The sequence below is a fragment of the Paenibacillus sp. FSL H7-0940 genome (genome assembly GCF_037979415.1).
GTDB lineage: Bacteria > Bacillota > Bacilli > Paenibacillales > Paenibacillaceae > Paenibacillus > Paenibacillus amylolyticus.
Window position 1 is genome coordinate 3,160,330 of record NZ_CP150280.1, and the last position, 19,612, is coordinate 3,179,941.

The 19,612-nt window shown below is 44.7% G+C and carries 20 protein-coding genes; all 20 read right to left on the minus strand.

The annotated features are described in order from the left end of the window. Window positions 1–2: 2 nt before the first annotated feature. Entirely contained in the window at window positions 3–464 is a 462-nt protein-coding gene (locus MHB71_RS13795) for a flagellar basal body-associated FliL family protein (RefSeq protein WP_036609360.1), read from the minus strand. Beyond that, a complete protein-coding gene (locus tag MHB71_RS13800) occupies window positions 464–685 on the minus strand; it encodes a flagellar FlbD family protein (RefSeq protein WP_017689179.1) in 222 nt (73 codons plus the stop codon). The genes MHB71_RS13795 and MHB71_RS13800 overlap by 1 nt, the downstream gene beginning before the upstream one ends. Window positions 686–753: 68 nt before the next feature. Next, complete coding sequence (flgG, locus tag MHB71_RS13805) at window positions 754–1,569, minus strand: flagellar basal body rod protein FlgG (protein WP_237175959.1); 816 nt, start codon at window positions 1,567–1,569, stop codon at window positions 754–756. 81 nt (window positions 1,570–1,650) lie between these two features. Beyond that, on the minus strand, window positions 1,651–2,034 hold the full coding sequence (locus MHB71_RS13810; protein ID WP_076249816.1) for a TIGR02530 family flagellar biosynthesis protein: 384 nt from the start codon (window positions 2,032–2,034) through the stop codon (window positions 1,651–1,653). Next, the gene (locus tag MHB71_RS13815) at window positions 2,031–2,588 is read right to left on the minus strand and encodes a flagellar hook capping FlgD N-terminal domain-containing protein (RefSeq protein ID WP_047842480.1); all 558 of its coding nucleotides are present in this window, start codon (window positions 2,586–2,588) and stop codon (window positions 2,031–2,033) included. The genes MHB71_RS13810 and MHB71_RS13815 overlap by 4 nt, the downstream gene beginning before the upstream one ends. Window positions 2,589–2,607: 19 nt before the next feature. Further along, on the minus strand, window positions 2,608–3,996 hold the full coding sequence (locus MHB71_RS13820; protein ID WP_340029918.1) for a flagellar hook-length control protein FliK: 1,389 nt from the start codon (window positions 3,994–3,996) through the stop codon (window positions 2,608–2,610). Window positions 3,997–4,035: 39 nt separating this feature from the next. Continuing rightward, complete coding sequence (locus MHB71_RS13825; protein WP_340029919.1) at window positions 4,036–4,977, minus strand: kinesin; 942 nt, start codon at window positions 4,975–4,977, stop codon at window positions 4,036–4,038. Between the two features lie 43 nt (window positions 4,978–5,020). Further along, window positions 5,021–5,473: a flagellar export protein FliJ gene (gene fliJ, locus MHB71_RS13830; RefSeq protein ID WP_340029920.1), complete on the minus strand. Its 453-nt coding sequence runs from the start codon at window positions 5,471–5,473 to the stop codon at window positions 5,021–5,023. An 11-nt stretch (window positions 5,474–5,484) separates the two neighbouring features. Beyond that, complete coding sequence (gene fliI / locus MHB71_RS13835) at window positions 5,485–6,804, minus strand: flagellar protein export ATPase FliI (protein ID WP_036609365.1); 1,320 nt, start codon at window positions 6,802–6,804, stop codon at window positions 5,485–5,487. Then, window positions 6,791–7,654: a FliH/SctL family protein gene (locus tag MHB71_RS13840; RefSeq protein WP_340029921.1), complete on the minus strand. Its 864-nt coding sequence runs from the start codon at window positions 7,652–7,654 to the stop codon at window positions 6,791–6,793. The genes fliI and MHB71_RS13840 overlap by 14 nt, the downstream gene beginning before the upstream one ends. Next, window positions 7,647–8,663 carry a flagellar motor switch protein FliG gene (gene fliG / locus MHB71_RS13845; protein WP_036609368.1) on the minus strand — a complete coding sequence of 339 codons (1,017 nt, stop codon included), beginning with the start codon at window positions 8,661–8,663 and terminating at the stop codon, window positions 7,647–7,649. Before fliG ends, MHB71_RS13840 begins: the two co-directional genes overlap by 8 nt. 11 nt (window positions 8,664–8,674) lie before the next feature. Next, window positions 8,675–10,258 (minus strand): flagellar basal-body MS-ring/collar protein FliF, encoded by a 1,584-nt coding sequence (gene fliF, locus MHB71_RS13850; RefSeq protein WP_282321925.1) that lies wholly within the window; start codon window positions 10,256–10,258, stop codon window positions 8,675–8,677. A gap of 137 nt (window positions 10,259–10,395) precedes the next feature. Continuing rightward, window positions 10,396–10,707 (minus strand): flagellar hook-basal body complex protein FliE, encoded by a 312-nt coding sequence (gene fliE / locus MHB71_RS13855; protein WP_282321926.1) that lies wholly within the window; start codon window positions 10,705–10,707, stop codon window positions 10,396–10,398. A 58-nt stretch (window positions 10,708–10,765) separates the two neighbouring features. Further along, window positions 10,766–11,215 carry a flagellar basal body rod protein FlgC gene (gene flgC / locus MHB71_RS13860; RefSeq protein ID WP_017689191.1) on the minus strand — a complete coding sequence of 150 codons (450 nt, stop codon included), beginning with the start codon at window positions 11,213–11,215 and terminating at the stop codon, window positions 10,766–10,768. A 6-nt stretch (window positions 11,216–11,221) separates the two neighbouring features. Then, complete coding sequence (gene flgB, locus MHB71_RS13865) at window positions 11,222–11,629, minus strand: flagellar basal body rod protein FlgB (RefSeq protein ID WP_036670359.1); 408 nt, start codon at window positions 11,627–11,629, stop codon at window positions 11,222–11,224. Window positions 11,630–12,610: 981 nt separating this feature from the next. After that, a complete protein-coding gene (gene hslU, locus MHB71_RS13870) occupies window positions 12,611–14,011 on the minus strand; it encodes an ATP-dependent protease ATPase subunit HslU (protein ID WP_036609375.1) in 1,401 nt (466 codons plus the stop codon). A 116-nt stretch (window positions 14,012–14,127) separates the two neighbouring features. Further along, window positions 14,128–14,670: an ATP-dependent protease subunit HslV gene (gene hslV, locus MHB71_RS13875; protein WP_017689194.1), complete on the minus strand. Its 543-nt coding sequence runs from the start codon at window positions 14,668–14,670 to the stop codon at window positions 14,128–14,130. A gap of 26 nt (window positions 14,671–14,696) precedes the next feature. Beyond that, entirely contained in the window at window positions 14,697–16,034 is a 1,338-nt protein-coding gene (gene trmFO / locus MHB71_RS13880) for an FADH(2)-oxidizing methylenetetrahydrofolate--tRNA-(uracil(54)-C(5))-methyltransferase TrmFO (RefSeq protein WP_036609377.1), read from the minus strand. Between the two features lie 57 nt (window positions 16,035–16,091). Further along, window positions 16,092–18,191, minus strand: a complete 2,100-nt coding sequence (gene topA / locus MHB71_RS13885) for a type I DNA topoisomerase (protein WP_340029925.1) — start codon at window positions 18,189–18,191, stop codon at window positions 16,092–16,094. Between the two features lie 116 nt (window positions 18,192–18,307). Then, window positions 18,308–19,438 (minus strand): DNA-processing protein DprA, encoded by a 1,131-nt coding sequence (gene dprA / locus MHB71_RS13890; protein WP_340029926.1) that lies wholly within the window; start codon window positions 19,436–19,438, stop codon window positions 18,308–18,310. Window positions 19,439–19,612: the final 174 nt, after the last annotated feature.

Genomic DNA, 19,612 nt, shown 5'->3' on the forward strand with positions numbered 1-19,612 from the left:
ATTTACATTGGCGCCATTACAAAAGCTGAAAAACTGGTGCTGCTCAACTTACCTTCAGGTAAAGCTTCATTAATTAGTCCCGTCAATCTCTCATTAAATTGTACGCGGCCCTTCGCTGTAGCCAGCTCCTCAGACTTTGTATCCGCAAACGTCTGAATGATAATAGGCTTCACTGTAATTTCTTTGATTTTCTCGAAATCTTCTTTGGCTGTTTTGTCTGACAACTTGAATGAGAAGCTGACAACTACAACATGATCCGTATCAGCCAAATTGGTTTTAATTTCTCCAAGCTCAGAGGAAACCTCTACAATCTCATCCGCAGTCATCTTCTTAGCTTCTGAGGCTGCCGCCGTATGTGTGTCGTCCTTATTCCCGTTCTGTCCTTGCATAAATACAAACACAACCACCACAATGAGTGTTATCGCCAGCAACATTGTTGCAAGCCAGGGCATCATTTTTTTCATCAGGATTCCTCCGTTTGCTGCACTTTAATAGTGGCTGCCTGAACCCCGATTTCACGGTTGTAATCTTTAATCTTGGAAATAACGTCAGCGGCTTTTTCAAGCACAATCAGTCTCTTTCCAGTTACCAGAGTAATATACGTATCCGGCGTCTCTTCCACAATTTCAACCATCAGCGCATTTAACCACATGGGAGAACCATTTAACCGCGTAACCGAAATCATGCTAAGCCCCCTTAATCAGAGTGGGAGGAGCAAGCTCCCCCACGTTTTAAAAATTCATTAATCAGTTATTAACGTTTCAGGTTAACAACTTCCTGAAGTATTTCATCCGACGTTGTAATGATTCGGGAGTTTGCCTGGAATCCACGTTGAGCTACGATCATCTCAGTAAACTCTCCTGTCAGATCCACGTTAGACATCTCGAGCTGTCCAGCAATGATTGCTCCTGTTCCGTCCTCAGCACTGTTCGCTGTTAATGGTTCCAGCGCCCCATCCGGATTCGCGTTTGCTGTCATACGGTACAAGTTGCCCCCAATTTTCTCAAGGCCTTCTGGATTGACAACTTTACCTATTCCAATCTGTGGACCCGCTTCGATGGTTCCGTCTGCCATGGTTTGGTTAATTGTTCCATCCTGACCTATCGTGAAGGAAACAACATCATCCGGTATCGTAATATTTCCACCACCGTTATCCAGAACAAACAATCCATCCGAAGTCAAAAGGTTACGTGCAGCATCCACATGGAAATCCCCTGCACGAGTCAGGTAAGGTACTTCCTGATCTTCACTCAAACGTACCAAGAAGAATCCATCTCCATTAATCCGAAGATCTGTTGGATTATTCGTTGTCATTGGGCTACCTGCCAGATGCAGCGTATCAATTGAACCTACCGTTACACCAAGACCGATTTGTTTCGCATTGACACCACCACTTGCATCGCCAGGAGCAGTTACCCCTGCCGTTGTTTGGCTCATAATATCTTTGAACATAACCCGACTGCCTTTGAAGCCAACCGTGTTTACGTTCGCAATATTGTTACCAATTACGTCGAGTTTTGTTTGGAAACCCCGCATCCCGGAAACGCCTGAGTACATTGATTTTATCATTTTTAAAAATCCTCCCAGTCTTCATTTGGTTACCGCATCAGTCGGTCAGCGGCATTCCGGCTCCCGAGAAGGGCCAGCCGGTTAAGAAATGATTACGGCACTATCAATCTGAGTGAACACATTATCCTTCATGCTCTCACTATCCATAGCTGTAACCACAGTACGATTTTTGACATTGACGATAAAAGCCATATCCTGCATTAAAATCAATGACTCTTTGGCTCCTTTGGCAGCAGCTTTGTCCAAAGCAGAACCAATCTGTTCCATTTGCTCAGTCTTGAGTTCAATACCACGCTGTTCCAATCGTTTGGCAGCATGATTGCTCAATTTCAGAAGGTTATCTTCCAGCACTTTTGCAAAAGGTTTTTCGGGTATAGCCAAAGCTTCTCCCGTTTTGGGTCTTTGAAGCATATTCGGTGTAATCGGGCCTGCGTATAATTGTCCAACCGTTATGCGATCACTCATATCGTTTTCCCGCTATCTTCCGTATCACCCGTTTCAGCGGATGATTCAACTTCCTGGCTCTCGTTCGTTTCAGGAGTTACATCCTGAACGTTCTGTACCGGAGTTTGACTCTCTTCTGCCTGTTTTGGATAATTCACCTGAATGATCTCATCCAGCTTAATCTCGTCGTTGCCCACTTTTGCGTATTGAACGCTATCTCTTACAATGATGGAATCTACAATACCCTGACGAAGAGTTCCGTTATCATCTTTATTAGAAGAAAGCCAACTTACCTCCATGCCAATCATACCGGATACAGCACCAAGGGACTGGTTCAATGTTTTAAGCTGCGTAGAAATATTGACCAGTTGTTCCACTGAGCTGAACTGTGCCATTTGAGCGATAAATTCCTTATCCTCCATCGGCTGCATCGGGTCTTGATTTTGCAGCTGGGTAATCAGGATTTTTAGAAACTGATCTTTACCCAATTCCTTTGTTGCGGCACTTGTGGTTGCTTTATTGGCTGCCGAATAGTTCGGCCAGGTATTATTCGTTGAAACAATTTCATTAGCCATATGCTCACCTCATTTCTGTTTAAGCCTCAGCACTAAACGTATCTCTCTGTAATTCATTTCCTTCGACTTGCTCGCTACGCCAGTTACGCAATTCTTCTTGAATCCCTGCTGTAGCTATAGCATCATCCGATTGTTCCTCACGCTCACGCGAACGGCGTTGTTGTTGAGAGTTACTTCCCGGCTGACGGCCTCCGTCCTGATACATCTGTGATCCGATTGAACTGTTCTGGGTAACCTCAAGTCGTTCCACTTGAATTCCCTGGGCTTGAAGTGAAGAACGCAGCTGCGTCATTTGTTGTTCAAGCATGTCTTTAGCCATCGTATGCTCAGTCATAAACCGTGCAACCAACTGCCCGTTCTGTAAGGTAATTTGAACATCCAACTTACCTAGATGCTCAGGCCGAAGTGAGATGGTCGCCTCGGAAAATCCTTTTTGCTGGACAATATCCAGCTTGTTAACAACAAACTGTGTCATTTCCTTCGCAAACTGTGATGTTTGCATTACAGGTTCAGCCGGTTTTCCTGCTGTTGTACCTGATGAACGCAAGGACAGCTCTCCTGCAGTAATGATGGTTGAGTGTTCCACTTCTCCACCTGCATTTGAAGCAGATGTTGTCTCAGCTTCAGCTTTCACCTGGGTTCCAGAATTCGCCACTGCCGCAACAAGAACTTGTGGTACGACCGAATCCTGTTTGGATGTTTGAAGCGAAGTACTTGGAGCAACTTGTGCAGTCTGATCCTTAACTGCAGTCAATGTATCCAGTATGGATTTCAGTTCAGTCCATCCTTTGTTACTAGTGGTATCCACTCCAGACTCTTGAAGCTGACTCTGCAGAGATTGTAACAAATGTTTGAATTCAGGAGCGTTCTTCGCAACGTTACTCTCAGGATCATTCATTCCAGCTACTAATTGTGTAAGCATATCTTGCAGAACAAAACGTACTGCTGCAGGATGCTGCGACAGTTCAATTGCGGGTACTATTTTTACACTTTCCGCTCCGTTCGAAGACTCGTCGGAACCTTCTGCATTAGTACCTGAAGGATCACTTAATTGTGTATACATCTGTTGAATCAGAGTTTGCAAACCTGCAAGTAGAGCTGGGTCATTTTCCAAAGCTTCGTCAAGTGAATCCAAGTCCGTGAACAACGAATTCAGTATAGCCGTGATTGATGCCGCTTCTCCTTCTTCACTTGTAGCAAAGGAAAACACCAACGGATTGGCAGTTAAACTTCCAGTAGCGCTTGAACTATCACCTTCTGTGTTTCCTCCAGATAGCGATTGTGTAAGAGTTTGGAGAAATTCATCGCTAGCACCTACAGCTGAACCTTTCGATTGTGCTCCGGTTGTCTGACCTGTCCCCGTTGCTTTTGCAGATGCTGTGGATGCCATTTGATATACAATCGACATTTATTTTCACCTCCTCTCGGTTATACAGAGTAATCAGTTCTACTTGTTACCCATTAATCTGTTCAAAATTTTTGCAGTTTCAACCGAATCCTCTGAAGACATGTTCTCAAGCAATTGAGAGCGTGTTGCATCATCTACTGAATTCAGGATGGTCAATGTTTTGTCAGGACTTAACTTGTATGTTTCCAATAATAGCTTGGCACCACTTGAAGCAGACATCGAAGCAAATGTTTGACTAAGCTGGTTTTTATCCAGGTTTTTGCTTGTGGTTGTGGATGCAGTTGAAGTTGCTGTGGTTTCTTTCTTCAATCTGGATTGCAGCGCATCCAGCGCCAGATCCCCGGACGGTTTGGCATCCTTCATCATCATGGTGACATCGGCTGCCGTTTTCGGGTCCATCTTTTCAAGCACCTTGGTCCGAGCAGATGACTGCATGGCATTCAACAACAATACCATTTCCTCATTCGTCATATTTTGCAAAATCGGTGCAGCTTTGCTTGGGCTCATGTCAGCATACATTTTAGCCAAATCTTTGATTTGTTTCTGATAATCAGATTCCGTTTCGGGCGTTGCTGCTGTAGCCGTTTCATCCGCTTTTTCCGCATCATCCAACTTCTTCTGAAGGTCCGTGGCCTTCTTTGCTTCAGTTGTTGTCGCTTCCTGTGCTGCCTTGAGCTCTGTTTCTTTGGCAGTTACTTGGGATTTCAGCTTTTCGATTGTGGCTTCAGCACTTTCAACCTGCTGCTCACTCTTCTCCAGCTTCTCCTTCTCCGGATCCAGTACAGGATCAGGTACCCATTCCTTAACTACCGGTATCTTGTTGGCAAATTCAAACAAATTATTACGAATATCTACATTAAATAGCGTAAGTAGTACACCTAGCAATACCACGGTGAATACAATCGGGATAGAAATCATGAGAAACTTTTCCCAACCGCCTCCCGACTCTTTTTCCATGTCGCTATCATCTTTAACAGCCATCGTTTATTCCTCCTTCACGAGACAACTTCGCGTCCGGCTCACATCAATTCGCGCGTCCGGCTTTGGCAGCGAAGCGTACAGTAGCCATCTCGTCCAGATCGTTCTGTTCCCGGAGGAGCATCTCCTGCTGAAATTTGATTTTTGCCTTGTCTCTCGCTCCAAGCCATACTTTTTCATCAACCATCTTACCGTTCAGAAACGTCTGATTCCGTTGCACATTGACCTGAGCATGTTTAACATCACTGTTTTTGCGTGAAATGCACTCGTCAAGGTGATATACATAACGCTGCATCTCCTGCAGACTGTTTACAGACGCTGTATTTTCCGTAGCAGATTGGATAATGCCGATCAGATTACTTCTATCATTAAGAAGTTGTATCAGATGATCTTCCTCCGTCTGAAGTTTACCGATCGCTGTGGATAACATCCACTCTGCCTGTGTTTTTTCATTACTCTTCAGGTCAACAACTTTCTGGAAATGATATCGAAATTTCATCGTTTACCCATTCATCTCCTTGCAAATTCAAGAATCAAACGTTCCTGTACTTCACTTAAAGTGACTTTCTCGTCGACTTTCTGCTTGGTAAAGTTCCATATACTATCAATCTGGTCTATCGATTCATCTATGGCTGCATTTGATCCCCGCTGGTAAGCTCCAATATTGATCAAATCTTCCGATTCTTTGTACACAGCCATCAAACGTTTCATATTATTAACGGCTTCCAACTGCTCTTCTGGAGCAATATCCTTCATAACACGGCTTATGCTGGCTAACACATCAATCGCTGGAAAATGACCTTTATTTGCAATGGATCGATTTAACACAATGTGTCCATCCAGAATACCCCTTACCGCATCCGCGATCGGTTCATTCATGTCATCCCCATCGACCAGAACGGTGTAAAAGGCTGTAATCGAACCGGTAGGTCCTGTACCCGCCCGTTCAAGCAGTTTGGGCAAACTTGCAAAAACCGATGGCGTATATCCTCTCATTGCCGGAGGTTCGCCTACAGCCAGACCCACTTCCCTTTGTGCCATCGCATATCGGGTTACCGAATCCATCATGAGCATCACGTTCATTCCACGATCTCGGAAATACTCTGCAATAGTGGTCGCAATAACTGCTCCCTTAATCCGAATCAGGGCAGGCTGATCTGATGTTGCAACAATGACTACGGAACGTTCCAGTCCTTCCGGACCCAGATCCCGTTCAATAAAGTCGCGTACCTCACGTCCACGCTCACCCACAAGCGCGATGACATTGACATCTGCTGCTGTATTACGAGCAATCATGCCCATCAATGTACTCTTACCAACACCAGAACCGGCAAAAATACCTACACGCTGTCCCTTACCTACGGTCAACAATCCGTCGATAGCTCTTACACCAACACCCATCGTTTCAAGTACACGTGGACGATCCATTGGATTAACCGGTGTATTGGAGGTAGAGTACATCGGCATTCTGGATGGAAGGAGGGAACCGTCCAGCGGTTGGCCAAGTCCGTCCAATACTTTACCGAGCAATTCGGAGCCTACCTGAACGCCGAGTGGTTTACCCGTACCTACTACATCGCAGCCAGGACCGATGGATTGAAGTTCACCCAGTGGCATAAGCAGCACTTTGTTATCTCGAAACCCAACAACTTCGGCCTGAAGAGGCTTGGCCGATTTACCAGGATAGATATAACATACGTCACCGATACTTGCATCTGGCCCTTCTGACTCCACCATAAGACCAATGACCTGAGTAACTTTGCCGTTAATACGAACAGGATCGAATTGGCGCAAATGTTCCATATATCGCTGTGAACTAAGAACCTTCATGTTGATTTTTTCGCTCCTCATCCTCAAGTGCTATGCGGACCAGTTCTTTTTTAATCTCAGCAAGCTGTGTATCAATTCTCGCATCTACACTTCCGAACGAAGAACGAATGACACATCCCTTATCTTTGACCGTTGAATCAGGCAAAATCTGCAATTCTGCCTGAGAGTCAATAGATAGAGACAATTCTTCACGAGCTGCCTGTACAAATGTAAACTGATCAGGTGCCACACAGAGTGTGATCAAACCCTGCTCCCGTTTACGTGACAAACTCTGACGAATCAGTTCCAATGTATGATCGGGTTCAATGGTAAGTTGCTTATCAATGACTTTCTCAGCGATCCCGCAAGCGAGCTCCACGAGGAACGGTTCGGCTTCCTGAATGATCTGATCTTTAGCTACATAAGCTTCCCTGAGCACTTCCTGGGCTTCAATCATCATCTTTTCGATCTGCACCTGGAGATCCAGTTCAGCTTGTACTTTGCCTTCCTCAAAACCCTGTTGGAAACCTTGTGAACGAAGCGCTTCGGTCAGATGTTCATCCTGTTGTCGTTGTTCCTGCCACCAGCTGTCGATCTGTTCACGGGCCTCTTGAAGCATGCGCTCTGCCTCTTCTGAAGCTTCACGTACTTGCTTTTCTGCAAACTCCTTGGCATCTTCCAGCATTTCTGCGGTAAGACGTTGTGTTTCTTCGTCCACGCGTGCTTGAAGTGTTTCAACTTCAGAACCTTCAGCACTCACACCACTTAATTCCGTTTCAGACTCCTCAGAACCACCATAATGATGATGATTTTCAAGTTTTTTACGGTCATCAACCGGTACATACTGGAAAGATTTAATCAAATTAGACAATGATATCATCTCCTCCACCGCGTGCGATAATGATCTCACCGGCTTCTTCCAATCTGCGTATCGTTCCTACGATACGTGTCTGAGCTTCCTCAACATCACGCAATCGCACAGGTCCCATGAATTCCATCTCTTCTTTGAATGTCTCGGACATCCGTTTCGACATATTCCGGAACACGGCATCCCGAACTTCTTCGCTTGCCACTTTGAGTGCCAACTGCAAATCTGCGTTGTCGATATCCCGAATAATGCGCTGAATCGAACGATCATCCACATTGACGATATCTTCGAATACAAACATGCGTTTTTTGATTTCCTCTGCAAGCTCTGGATCCTGAATCTCGAGCGAGTCCAAAATGGTACGTTCTGTCCCCCGATCGACTCCGTTCAGAATCTGAACGATCGATTCGATACCACCTGCATTGGTGTAATCCTGCGTTACGGTAGAGGATAACTTCTGTTCCAGAACCCGCTCCACTTGAGAGATAACTTCTGGCGAAGTACTATCCATAACAGCCACCCGGCGAGCGACATCTGCCTGTTTCTCTTGTGGCAAGGATGATAGAATCGCTGCTGCCTGTTCGAATTGCAGGTAAGACAGAACCAGGGCAATCGTTTGCGGGCTTTCATTCTGAATAAAGTTCAAAATTTGATTCGGATCTGCTTTGCGCGCAAAGTCAAATGGTCTGACTTGCAGCGTAGCTGTCAAACGATTAATGACTTCAAGTGCTTTTGATGAACCCAGAGCTTTTTCCAGGATTTCTCTGGCGTAATTGATACCGCCCTGAGAGATATATTCCTGCGCCAGACAGATCTGGTGAAACTCGGCCATGATCATATCCTTTTCGGAAGAATCAACCTTGCGAACGTTGGCAATCTCCAACGTAAGTTGCTCGATCTCTTCGTCACGCAGATGTTTGAAAATCTGAGCCGATACTTCCGGACCTAATGTAATCAACAATATTGCTGCTTTTTGTTTGCCAGTCAAACCTTGACTGCTTGCCTTTGCCAATGCGCTCACCTCTATTCGTCAGCCAGCCATGTACGCAGCAGATTGACGAATTCGTCTGGCTTTTTCTTGGCCAAACTCTCCAATTGTTTGCGCACCTGACTTTCGTTCGTTACACTGTCCAGCGTAATGGACGGGAACTCTGTTGCTATTGGAAGAGGAATCTCTTCTTCTTCGACTTCGTTTTGTTTGCGGCGACGGCGTACTAACAAAATAACTACCGCTGCGATCAATGCCGCTATGAGTGCGCCTCCACCCCACATCATCGTTGAGGAAAGCTGGAAACCTGTATTGTCTGCAGAGGCAGTCTGGAAGCCTTGTGACATAACTGAAACTTTCTTTGTCAGATCGGCGTCACTTATTATAGTGCCTGAGTCTGCCAGTGAAGCACGAACAATGTTAACCAAAATATTCTCAATTGCGTCCTGAACCGGTCCCTGTAATTCTGTTTCTCCATTCGGTGGTTCAACTGCAACGTTAATGGTTAAGTCTTTTACAGTATACGGACTGGAAATAATATCCTTGGCGATTCGATTAACATCGTAGTTTATAGTGCTTGATGATTCTTCGGAGGTAGAGTTACCGGTTGCATCAGATGATGGGTAACCCGGAACTTCCTCTTGCCCTGTGCCAGCAACACCACCTGTTGGATTGCTTGCGCCAGTGTAGCTCTTTTGAATCTCCTGCACACTGATCTCGATGCCTTTCATATTATCTACATCAACAGGTGTAACCAGATTTTCCTTACGTGTTTCTTTGTCAAAATTAAGTTTGGAGGCTACCAAAACATTAACTTTGTCTTCGCCTACAATCTGGGAAAGGAACTGCTTTACGTTATTACGGACATCGTTTTCAAACTTTTTCTGTAGTGCCATGTTCTCTTGAACTTCGGAAGACAACCCGCCACTGCCACCTCGGGCAGTTGGAATCAATTCTGCTTCATCTGTGTTTGTAATCGTGATGTTCTCAACAGGCAGATTAGGAATTGCAGTCTTAACCAAGTTAAAGTAGCCATCTACCGCTGCCTGATTTGGGTGATAACCCGGTTTGAATTGGAGAGCTACCGATGCTGATGCTTTGTCTTGTTCTTCCAAACCAGCAAAGATGTTATCTTTCGGCATATTAACCAGTACTTTAGCATCCTGTATCCCTTGCATCCGCTGAAGTAACTGTTCAACTTCTCCGTTTATAGCGTTGTTGTACTTTACATCAAACTCTTTATCCGTCATCCCGATGGGGGATGATGACTCCTCGAATGACTTATACCCTAATGAACCATTCTGAATAATCCCTTGAGATCCAACATTCACCTTTGCAATTGCAACACTTGTACTCGGTACGGATATGGTCTTGCCATCTGAACTTAATTTGTATGGAATGCTAGATGAATCGAGATAACTGATCACGCCCGCTGAATCACTTGCATTCAAATCTGTAAAAGCAACTTCATATTCCGTTTTGGACAATTGCATCGTGAGTACAACTGCAGCCAAAATCAGGAACAGGAAGGTGGATATAAATAATACTTTTTGCTTTTTGCTAAAACTATTCCAATACTGGGATGCCTTATCCCTGTACTGGGCGATTCTCTCATTCACTCTGTCACCCCATCCGAAACTTTGCTTAGTCTGTCCTTACTCAACCCTAGCCGTTTCATAGGTTGACGATCAGGAGCAGCATCGCAGCTGCTTTGTTGTAATGATCAGCGCTATTATCGAAGCGCAAGTAGGTTATTTTATAACTGCGTTCGCATAACTTCTTGGTATGCTTCGACCACTTTGTTTCGGACTTGAGTTGTGAGTTGTAGGCTTAACAAGGCCTGTTCTGAAGCAATCATCACTTGATCCACATTCGCTTTGCCGACCAAAAATTGATTCGACATTTCATGCGATTGAGCCTCCTGTGCTGCAACGGACCCTAATGCATTCTGTAAGTATGTACCGAAGCTCTGAATGGTTTCGGCTGGTGTAGAAGGCTTACTTTCGGTTGCACTCTTCATCTGTAGCGGTTGTATCCCCTGTATGCTAAACATGTTGTTCTGAATCATTAATGTCCCTCCCCTTCATCCCTGGTTTGTATTTTTCTTATTTTCATTTTTAAGCAGATTATCTTCCAATCTCCAAAGCTTTGGAGATCATCGCTTTGGTTGAATTCAGTGCTGTTACGTTTGCTTCATATGAACGCGAAGCAGAGATCATGTCGACCATTTCTTTCGCAATATCCACATTAGGCATAAATACATATCCTTCTGCGTTTGCATCCGGATGAGAAGGGTCATACACAGGCTTCAGAGGTGACTGATCCTCGCGAATCTCCGTTACTCTTACGCCATCTCCTGAACCGCTACCTCTCATCTGATTTTGCAGCATCGTACCAAATGACGTTTTATTCGGCTCAAGCACAACCATTTTACGTTTGTAAGGGACCGCTTCACCATTGGATACGCTCGCGCGCGTAGTCTCTGCGTTGGCAATGTTGGAAGATATTACGTCCATCCGCAACCGTTGGGCTGTCAGAGCTGAGCTACTGATACTAAAACTATTACTAATGTTCAATTTAGGTTATCTCCCTTCCACGCCAACACGCATGATTTTAATTTGTTCGTTCACTTGCTGAATATAAGCGTTATAACGTAACTGATTCTCCGCCAGAAGACTCATTTCTCTGTCTATATCGACATTGTTTTCGTTGTTATTCATGGAGGTTGACTGGTCCATATTAACTACTGGCGTGGGTACGGAAGAGGAAGGACCTATGACAAAATGCCTTGCATCAGTTACTTTACCCTTAAGAACAGGCATATCTCCATTCATTTGCCCTTGCAACATTTCTTCAAAAGAAACGTCCGAGCGCTTGAAATACGGGGTGTCGGCGTTCGCGATGTTGTCAGCAATTGTTCGTTGTCTGATATTGGACGCATCGAGTGCACCTTGTAATCTTTTAAAGCTGATATCGTTTAAAAGATTCACAATCTCCCTCCTCTCTTTAGAAGTTATGGAAAAAGATTGTATCTTTTCCCTTAAAAATTCTTATGTTTTTTTCGACAAAAACATTCGTCTTTACACGGTTTTCTAGGACTTAAGTAGAATTAACTCTGATGTTGTCGTATAACATAAGTTTCTTCGAGTTTGGGATTTATTACAATAAGAAAAAAGCCCTATCTTTTCTGAAAGACGGGGCTTTTTGTGTATTTTCTGCAAATTATGAATTTTTTCGTAAATGTTCGGGCCCAAAACAAAAGTATGTTAATACTCTCCCTTATTGTTCTTTAACATTCTTAAAATAAAAAAAAAAATTCGAGTCTCAGCATGAGCTTATAACGCCCGTAATTATGTATATTTCCGAATATTTCATAGTTGATAATGTTAGAATTTTTTGCTGTTATACTAAGGGTTTAAGGACAATATGATAGGTATACATACAAAGCTGTATATTAATCAATTGACAAATTATCTTTCAAGACTAAAGAAAACTCGTCTTGCCCACACAACACTTTCTTAACAATTAAGTGGGGTCTATATATTTTAATTTTAAGAAAACAATTAGTGGCTTCAAACTTTTCAACAATTCATCATTTTGCGCATTTACGCAACATTTACCAATCTGTCGACTAAACCGATGACCAGACTTGGAATAAGGAAAATTCATTTAATGGGAATCATTGGGTTTGGAATGGAAGAATAACTACCACTCCGATAGGTTTTAACTCCGGATACATGCGGCACAAGTCCTAGGTTTTGTCGATCCGTATAACAACCACACATCTTTTATCGGTTGTAACATCAAAATCCTTTAGATAGAAACAAAAATAAACGATATGCGTTAAGTAAGAGGGCCTTTGTGATTCGTTAAAGGATCGCTTCCCTTTGTCGATCACACAAATGTTCTCTACTCTCTTGCATACCGTTCATTTATAGCATCATCTTAACAACTACATTACTAGCCGCATGTTACAGGATATACTGGCTCAAATCACGATCAAGCGCAATATCATTTAATTTCTCCCGGACATACTCCGGAGTGATCACCATACGCTCCAGTGTAAGCTCAGGTGCCTCAAAGGATAAATCCTCCAAAAGCTTTTCAAGAATCGTATGCAATCGACGAGCACCTATATTTTCTGTATTTTGATTGACGGATTCAGCCAATTTGGCAATCTCGCGAATAGCCTCATCCGAGAACTCAATCTCAATATTCTCTGTGCGCAACAGATCAACATACTGCTTGGTCAGTGCATTTTGGGGTTCAGTCAGAATGGATACAAACTCCTCCAGTGTTAGACTGCTTAGTTCCACACGAATTGGGAAGCGTCCCTGAAGCTCAGGAATCAAATCAGAGGGTTTGGCGACATGGAATGCGCCAGCTGCCATAAACAGAATATAATCCGTTTTGACAGGACCATATTTCGTCATTACTGTAGAGCCCTCTACGATAGGCAGTATGTCACGTTGCACACCCTCACGGGATACATCAGGACCACTACCGCGCCCTTGACTGGCGACCTTGTCAATTTCATCTATGAAAATGATACCTGTCTGCTCTGCTCGACGAATGGATTCTTGTGTAACATCATCCATATCGATCAATTTGCCTGCTTCTTCCTGGGTCAACACTTTGCGCGCTTCTTTGATGGCGAGCTTGCGCTTTTTCGTACGACGAGGTAAGAGGCTTCCAAACATCTCCTGCATATTCATGCCCATCTGATCATTACCTTGTCCAGCAAACATGTCCATCATGTTAGGCGCAGTGTCTTCGACATCAATCTCAATGATGTCATCCTCCAGCTTGCCGGACAACAGATCAAACTTGATCTTACGGCGGCGTTCGGCAACCCCGGTATCCGGTTCTGGCTCATCCTGTTCCTGAACGTTGTTGCCATTATTACCAAAAATCATCTCAAAGGGATTACGCTGACTCTTGGACTTGGACTGTGAAGGAGCCAAAATATGTACAATTCGCTCATTGGCAGCTTCTTCAGCTTTGTCCTTCACTTTTTCAGTCCGCTCCAACTTCACCATCCGCAGTGATGTCTCAATCAGATCACGCACCATCGATTCAACGTCACGGCCAACGTAACCTACTTCAGTGAACTTGGTAGCTTCCACTTTCACAAATGGCGCACCTACCAGTTTAGCAAGGCGACGGGCGATTTCCGTTTTACCCACACCGGTAGGTCCAATCATCAAGATATTTTTAGGCACAATGTCGTCCTGAGTGTGCTCAGGCAAAAGGCTACGCCGATATCGATTACGAAGGGCTACAGCTACCGATTTTTTAGCTTTCTTTTGACCTACAATATACTTGTCAAGCTCTGCAACAATCTGTCTCGGTGTTAACGCTTGAGTATTCATATTGCTTCCCTCCTACCAGTATGTTGAATTTATTTTTCCTAACAAGGACAAAGAATCCCCTAGACGTCCTGGAGCAGATTACAGAATCATGCTCCACTACGGGAGATTTCTTTGGCTTATAACTCTTCTACAATAATATTATTATTGGTATATACACATAGCTCTGAGGCAATCTGAAGTGATTCACGCGCAATATCTTTCGCTTCCAGGTTTACTGCATGACGTTTCAACGCACGCGCAGCAGATAAGGCAAAGTTTCCACCTGATCCGATAGCAATAACGTCATCATCCGGTTCGATAATCTCCCCGCCGCCTGAAATGAGCAACATACCTGATTTGTCCATCACAATCAAGAGCGCCTCAAGCTTACGCAAAATCCGATCCTGACGCCAATCCTTGGCAAGCTCTACAGCAGCACGTTGCAAGTTACCATGGTGCTCCTCCAGCTTACCTTCGAATTTCTCAAACAGGGTGATCGCATCCGCCACAGAACCAGCAAAGCCAGCAACAACCTGTCCGCGGTACAAACGTCTTACCTTCTTGGCTGTATTCTTCATCACAACACTTTGGCCCATGGTCACCTGACCATCTCCTGCGATTGCAGCCTTACCATTATGACGAACAGCACAGATCGTTGTAGCATGAAATGACATATCCATGATATCAGCATCCTCCCACGAATAATTTATACGCGTTCCGGAACAGTTAGACCTTCTGCCGCAGCAAAACTGGTGATGCCATCCAGGGCACGCTGTGCAAGAGCTTCATTTTTTTCCTTTTTGTTACGAATCTTCGTTTCAAGCTTCGGCAACAAACCAAAGTTTGCATTCATTGGTTGGAAGTGCTTGAAGTCAGCCGTTGTAATATACTGAGCCATACTGCCAAGTGTTGTTTCTACCGGCAATACCACCAGTTCCTGCCCAAGTGCTGCTTTGGCTGCGTTCATGCCGGCAATAAGCCCTGATGCAGCAGATTCCACATATCCTTCTACACCCGTCATCTGACCTGCAAAGAACAGGTTTGGACGCTCTTTAAACTGATACGTCGGAAGAAGCAGTTTAGGAGAGTTAATAAATGTATTACGGTGCATTACGCCATAACGAACGAACTCTGCATTTTCAAGTCCAGGAATAAGGGAGAAGACACGTTTCTGTTCTCCCCATTTCAGATGCGTCTGGAAGCCCACCAAGTTATACAGGGTTCCAGCTGCATTGTCCTGTCTAAGCTGAACAACCGCATGTGGCAACTCTCCTGTATGAGGGTTAACCAGACCTACCGGTTTCATCGGACCAAACAGAGCCGTCTGTTTTCCGCGTTTCATCATCACTTCGATTGGCATACAGCCTTCAAAGTAGATTTCTTTCTCGAACTCTTTCAATTGAGCGACTTCAGCAGTAATGAGAGCTTCATAGAAGACATCAAACTCTTCTTCTGTCATCGGACAGTTCAGATATGCCGCTTCACCCTTATCATAACGGGAAGCCAGATACACTTTATTCATATCAATTGAATCTTTTTCGATGATCGGTGCAGCTGCATCATAGAAGTAGAAATACTCTTCCCCCATTAGTGCCTTGATTTGCTCAGACAAGGCAGGTGAGGTCAGCGGCCCCGTTGCAACAACAACGATGCCATCTTCCGGCAGAGAAGTTAATTCCTCATTCACCACTTCGATGAGCGGATGCTGGTGCAACGTGGATGTAATCTCACCTGAAAATCCATCACGGTCCACAGCAAGCGCCCCACCTGCGGGAACTGCATGTTTGTCTGCTGCTGACAATACGAGAGAATTGAGCATCCTCATTTCTTCTTTTAACACACCCACTGCATTGGTCAATCCATTCGCACGAAGCGAGTTGCTACATACCAGTTCTGCAAATTTATCCGTATGATGGGCTGGCGTTTTCACAACAGGTCTCATCTCGTATAATTTCACGCGTACGCCGCGACTTGCAATCTGCCAGGCCGCTTCTGTTCCTGCCAGCCCGGCACCAATAACGGTTACTTGTTGTTCATTCGTCAAAATCATTTACCCCCATAAAACAATTTCAAAATTCACTAAATTTGATTCGCATATATATTAATCCGCTGATTCGTCATCCGGTTCATCCACCGGCTCCTGATGATCACATGAAGTACACTGCAATCGTGCTCCCTTTTTGTTCCGCTTTTCAATCATTAGCGATCCGCAACTTGGACATGGTTTGGCTGAAGGTCTGTCCCATGAGACAAAATCACATTCAGGATATTTGTCACAACCGTAGAAAATACGTCCTTTTTTGCTACGACGCTCAACAACATGACCTTCCTTACACTTCGGACAAGTCACGCCGATATCCTTGATAATCGGTTTGGTATTCCGGCAATCAGGGAAGCCCGAGCACGCAAGAAACTTGCCAAAACGTCCGAGTTTATAAACCAGCGGTTTGCCGCACTTCTCACAGATCTCATCGGATACTTCGTCTTCAATCTCGATTTCTTTCATTTCTTCTTCCGCAAACTCAAGGCGTTTCTCAAAAGATTCATAGAATTCTGCGAGTACTTTGACCCAATCCTCGGAACCTTCCTCCACATGGTCAAGGTCACCTTCCATGTTCGCGGTAAACTCTACATTCAGGATTTCAGGGAAAAACTCTTCCATCTGTTCGATGACCAGTTCACCCAGCTCGGTCGGCATGAATTTCTTTTCCTCAATTGCAACATATCCGCGCTTCTGAATGGTCTCCAGTGTTGGCGCATATGTACTCGGACGCCCTATACCCAATTCCTCAAGCGTCTTAACCAACCTTGCCTCCGTATATCGTGGTGGCGGTTGTGTAAAATGCTGTTTTGGCTCAATCTCCTGCTTCTCAAGCACATCTCCACTTTTCAACGGAGGCAGCAGACGATCTTCATCGGTTGTACCATCGTCGTTTCCTTCAACATATACCTTCATGAAACCTTGGAATCGTACCTTCGAACCTGCTGCACGGAAAATGGTGTCCCCCGCAGCAATATCTACAGAGAGTGTATCCAGGATAGCCGAAGACATCTGGCTCGCAACAAAACGTTCCCATACCAGTTTGTACAACCGGAACTGATCGCGACTCATGAATGACTTGATTGAGTCAGGGTCACGCAGAATTGAAGTTGGACGAATCGCTTCATGCGCATCCTGAGCATTAGCTGCTTTTTTGGAATAGTTTCGTGGAGTCTCAGGTGCAAATGGCTCACCATACTTACCAACGATATATTCTTTGGCTTCTTCTTGTGCAGATGCCGCAATTCGTGTGGAGTCCGTACGCATATACGTGATGAGACCTACTGTGCCTTCTTTTCCAAGGTCTACACCTTCATATAGTTGTTGGGCGACCGACATCGTCTTGGAAGCTCTGAAATTCAATTTACGCGCCGCTTCCTGTTGCAGAGAACTTGTCGTAAACGGGGCGGAGGGGTTACGGCTCCGTTCTTTCTCTTTAACTTCCTTGATCGTAAAGTCTGCACCTTCGATCTGTTTCAGGATCGCTTGCACTTCATCTTCACTGCCCAGCTCTGTTTTGGCCCCGTTCAGTTTATGAAACTTGGCTTCAAACGGATTGCCGTTTGCTGTCAGCTTGGCGGTAATGCTCCAGTATTCTTCCGGCTCAAAATCATCAATTTCATTTTCACGATCTAAAATGATTTTAACAGCCACGGACTGAACCCGGCCTGCAGACAAACCTTTTTTCACTTTCTTCCATAATAACGGACTAATTTTATATCCAACGAGCCGATCCAGAATACGTCTTGCCTGCTGCGCGTTAACCAAATCCATATTGATTTTCCGCGGCGTTTTGAACGCATCTTTGACCGCCTGTTTTGTAATTTCATTAAATACTACCCGGCAATCTGCCGTATCGTCCAGTTCAAGGGCATGGGCCAAATGCCATGCGATAGCCTCACCTTCGCGATCCGGGTCAGCTGCGAGATACACTTTTTTCACTTTCTTCCGTGCATCCTTCAGTTCTTTCAAAATTGAACCTTTGCCGCGGATCGTAATATATTTCGGATTAAAATCATTCTCTACCTCAACGCCGATCTGACTCTTTGGCAAATCGCGAATATGCCCCATCGAAGCTTTTACGATGAACTTGCTGCCTAAATATTTGCCTATCGTCTTCGCCTTTGAGGGCGACTCCACGATTACGAGTGCATCCGCCATAGGTTCATCCTCCTCTCAGTCATGAAACTGTCATTAAACTGTTTCTGTAAGCTTATGCATAGTTAATAACTTCTGCTAATTATATATTTCCACGCACTACGTAGGTTGTAGCTTCGTCATACCCTCGCGTATTTAGTGCCTGGTAATTGGCTAATCTGCTTTTTTATGATTAAAGATAACAGAACTGAATGCAAATGTCCAAAATCCCAACCAAGCAGCTCAACCAGTTGATCCAATGATTGTTCTCCCTGTTCCAACAGATAAATCACACGTTGTTCATCTGGAGAGAGCTTAACCTCAGCGAATATCCCTCGCCCGGAAGGCTCGGTTGTTTCGGTCGAACGTCCTCTATTGTAAGGAAGTTGTTCTGCATTTGGCAAGCCCAATCGATACTCTTCCAACACATCTGCTGCACAAGTGACCAATTTGGCCCCTTGACGGATAAGATTGTGTGCTCCCCGACTTTTCGGCGATGTAATAGGTCCAGGGACTGCAAATACATCCCTGCCTGCTTCAAGCGCAGCATCTGCTGTAATGAGTGAACCACTGCGAATGTCAGCCTCAACAACCAATGTTCCCAATGTCAGACCCGCAATGATTCGATTCCGTTCCGGAAATAATCCCTGGCGCGCTCTCGTACCTGGTGGATATTCCGACAAAAGCAGCCCCGTCTCCGCGATTCGTTCAGCGAGACTTGTATTTTCGGGTGGGTATATATTATCAATCCCTGTTCCGAATACTGCAATCGTTTTTCCTTTTGCACGTAGTACTGCCTCATGACATACGCTATCAATACCGCGGGCAAGCCCGCTTACAATCGTCAGTCCTGCATTGCATAATTGCTCTGCCAGCTTTTCTCCAACTTTGCGCCCATACACGGTTGGCATACGAGTTCCCACCATGGCAATAGACGAATTGTGTAGCAAACTAACATCCCCTCGAGCATACATTACCCAGGGAGGCTGAACGGTTTCCTTCATTAATATGGGATAATTCTGATCCAGATAAGTAATAACCTCTATCCCCTGATTGTAAACGTGTTCTCTTTTACTCTCAATCCAGTCGATAGTAAATTGGCAAGCCAAACGGGCAGCCTGATCTTTGCGCAAGCCTGCTGCGACCCAGTCGCTTTCACCATAATTCAATAGTTCGGGTAATTCATGTTGTCCCAGAATCAGTTTCGAGATTGTTTTCTTGCCAATGCCCTCCATCTCATGTAACCCAAACAAGATCCATCTTTCTTCCATACCATAAACCTCCCAAAGCGGGAAGAGATCTTCCCTCATATTGTGTGTTAAGTGACCACGGAATGCAAGCGTTTACGCAGATGAGAGACAATTCCTCCCCCTTTTCCCGTAAAAAAAAACGCAAAAAAGCAACCCTTCGCCCTGTTCAAGGACAAAAGGTTGCTTACCTTTTCC

Bases quoted from the DNA above. Each gene is read 5' to 3' on its own strand.
- MHB71_RS13795 (WP_036609360.1), bottom strand. From the start codon at position 464: ATGAAAAAAATGATGCCCTGGCTTGCAACAATGTTGCTGGCGATAACA.
- MHB71_RS13800 (WP_017689179.1), bottom strand. From the start codon at position 685: ATGATTTCGGTTACGCGGTTAAATGGTTCTCCCATGTGGTTAAATGCG.
- flgG (WP_237175959.1), bottom strand. From the start codon at position 1,569: ATGATAAAATCAATGTACTCAGGCGTTTCCGGGATGCGGGGTTTCCAA.
- MHB71_RS13810 (WP_076249816.1), bottom strand. From the start codon at position 2,034: ATGAGTGATCGCATAACGGTTGGACAATTATACGCAGGCCCGATTACA.
- MHB71_RS13815 (WP_047842480.1), bottom strand. From the start codon at position 2,588: ATGGCTAATGAAATTGTTTCAACGAATAATACCTGGCCGAACTATTCG.
- MHB71_RS13820 (WP_340029918.1), bottom strand. From the start codon at position 3,996: ATGTCGATTGTATATCAAATGGCATCCACAGCATCTGCAAAAGCAACG.
- MHB71_RS13825 (WP_340029919.1), bottom strand. From the start codon at position 4,977: ATGGCTGTTAAAGATGATAGCGACATGGAAAAAGAGTCGGGAGGCGGT.
- fliJ (WP_340029920.1), bottom strand. From the start codon at position 5,473: ATGAAATTTCGATATCATTTCCAGAAAGTTGTTGACCTGAAGAGTAAT.
- fliI (WP_036609365.1), bottom strand. From the start codon at position 6,804: ATGAAGGTTCTTAGTTCACAGCGATATATGGAACATTTGCGCCAATTC.
- fliE (WP_282321926.1), bottom strand. From the start codon at position 10,707: ATGATTCAGAACAACATGTTTAGCATACAGGGGATACAACCGCTACAG.
- hslU (WP_036609375.1), bottom strand. From the start codon at position 14,011: ATGAATACTCAAGCGTTAACACCGAGACAGATTGTTGCAGAGCTTGAC.
- hslV (WP_017689194.1), bottom strand. From the start codon at position 14,670: ATGGATATGTCATTTCATGCTACAACGATCTGTGCTGTTCGTCATAAT.
- topA (WP_340029925.1), bottom strand. From the start codon at position 18,191: ATGGCGGATGCACTCGTAATCGTGGAGTCGCCCTCAAAGGCGAAGACG.
- dprA (WP_340029926.1), bottom strand. From the start codon at position 19,438: ATGGAAGAAAGATGGATCTTGTTTGGGTTACATGAGATGGAGGGCATT.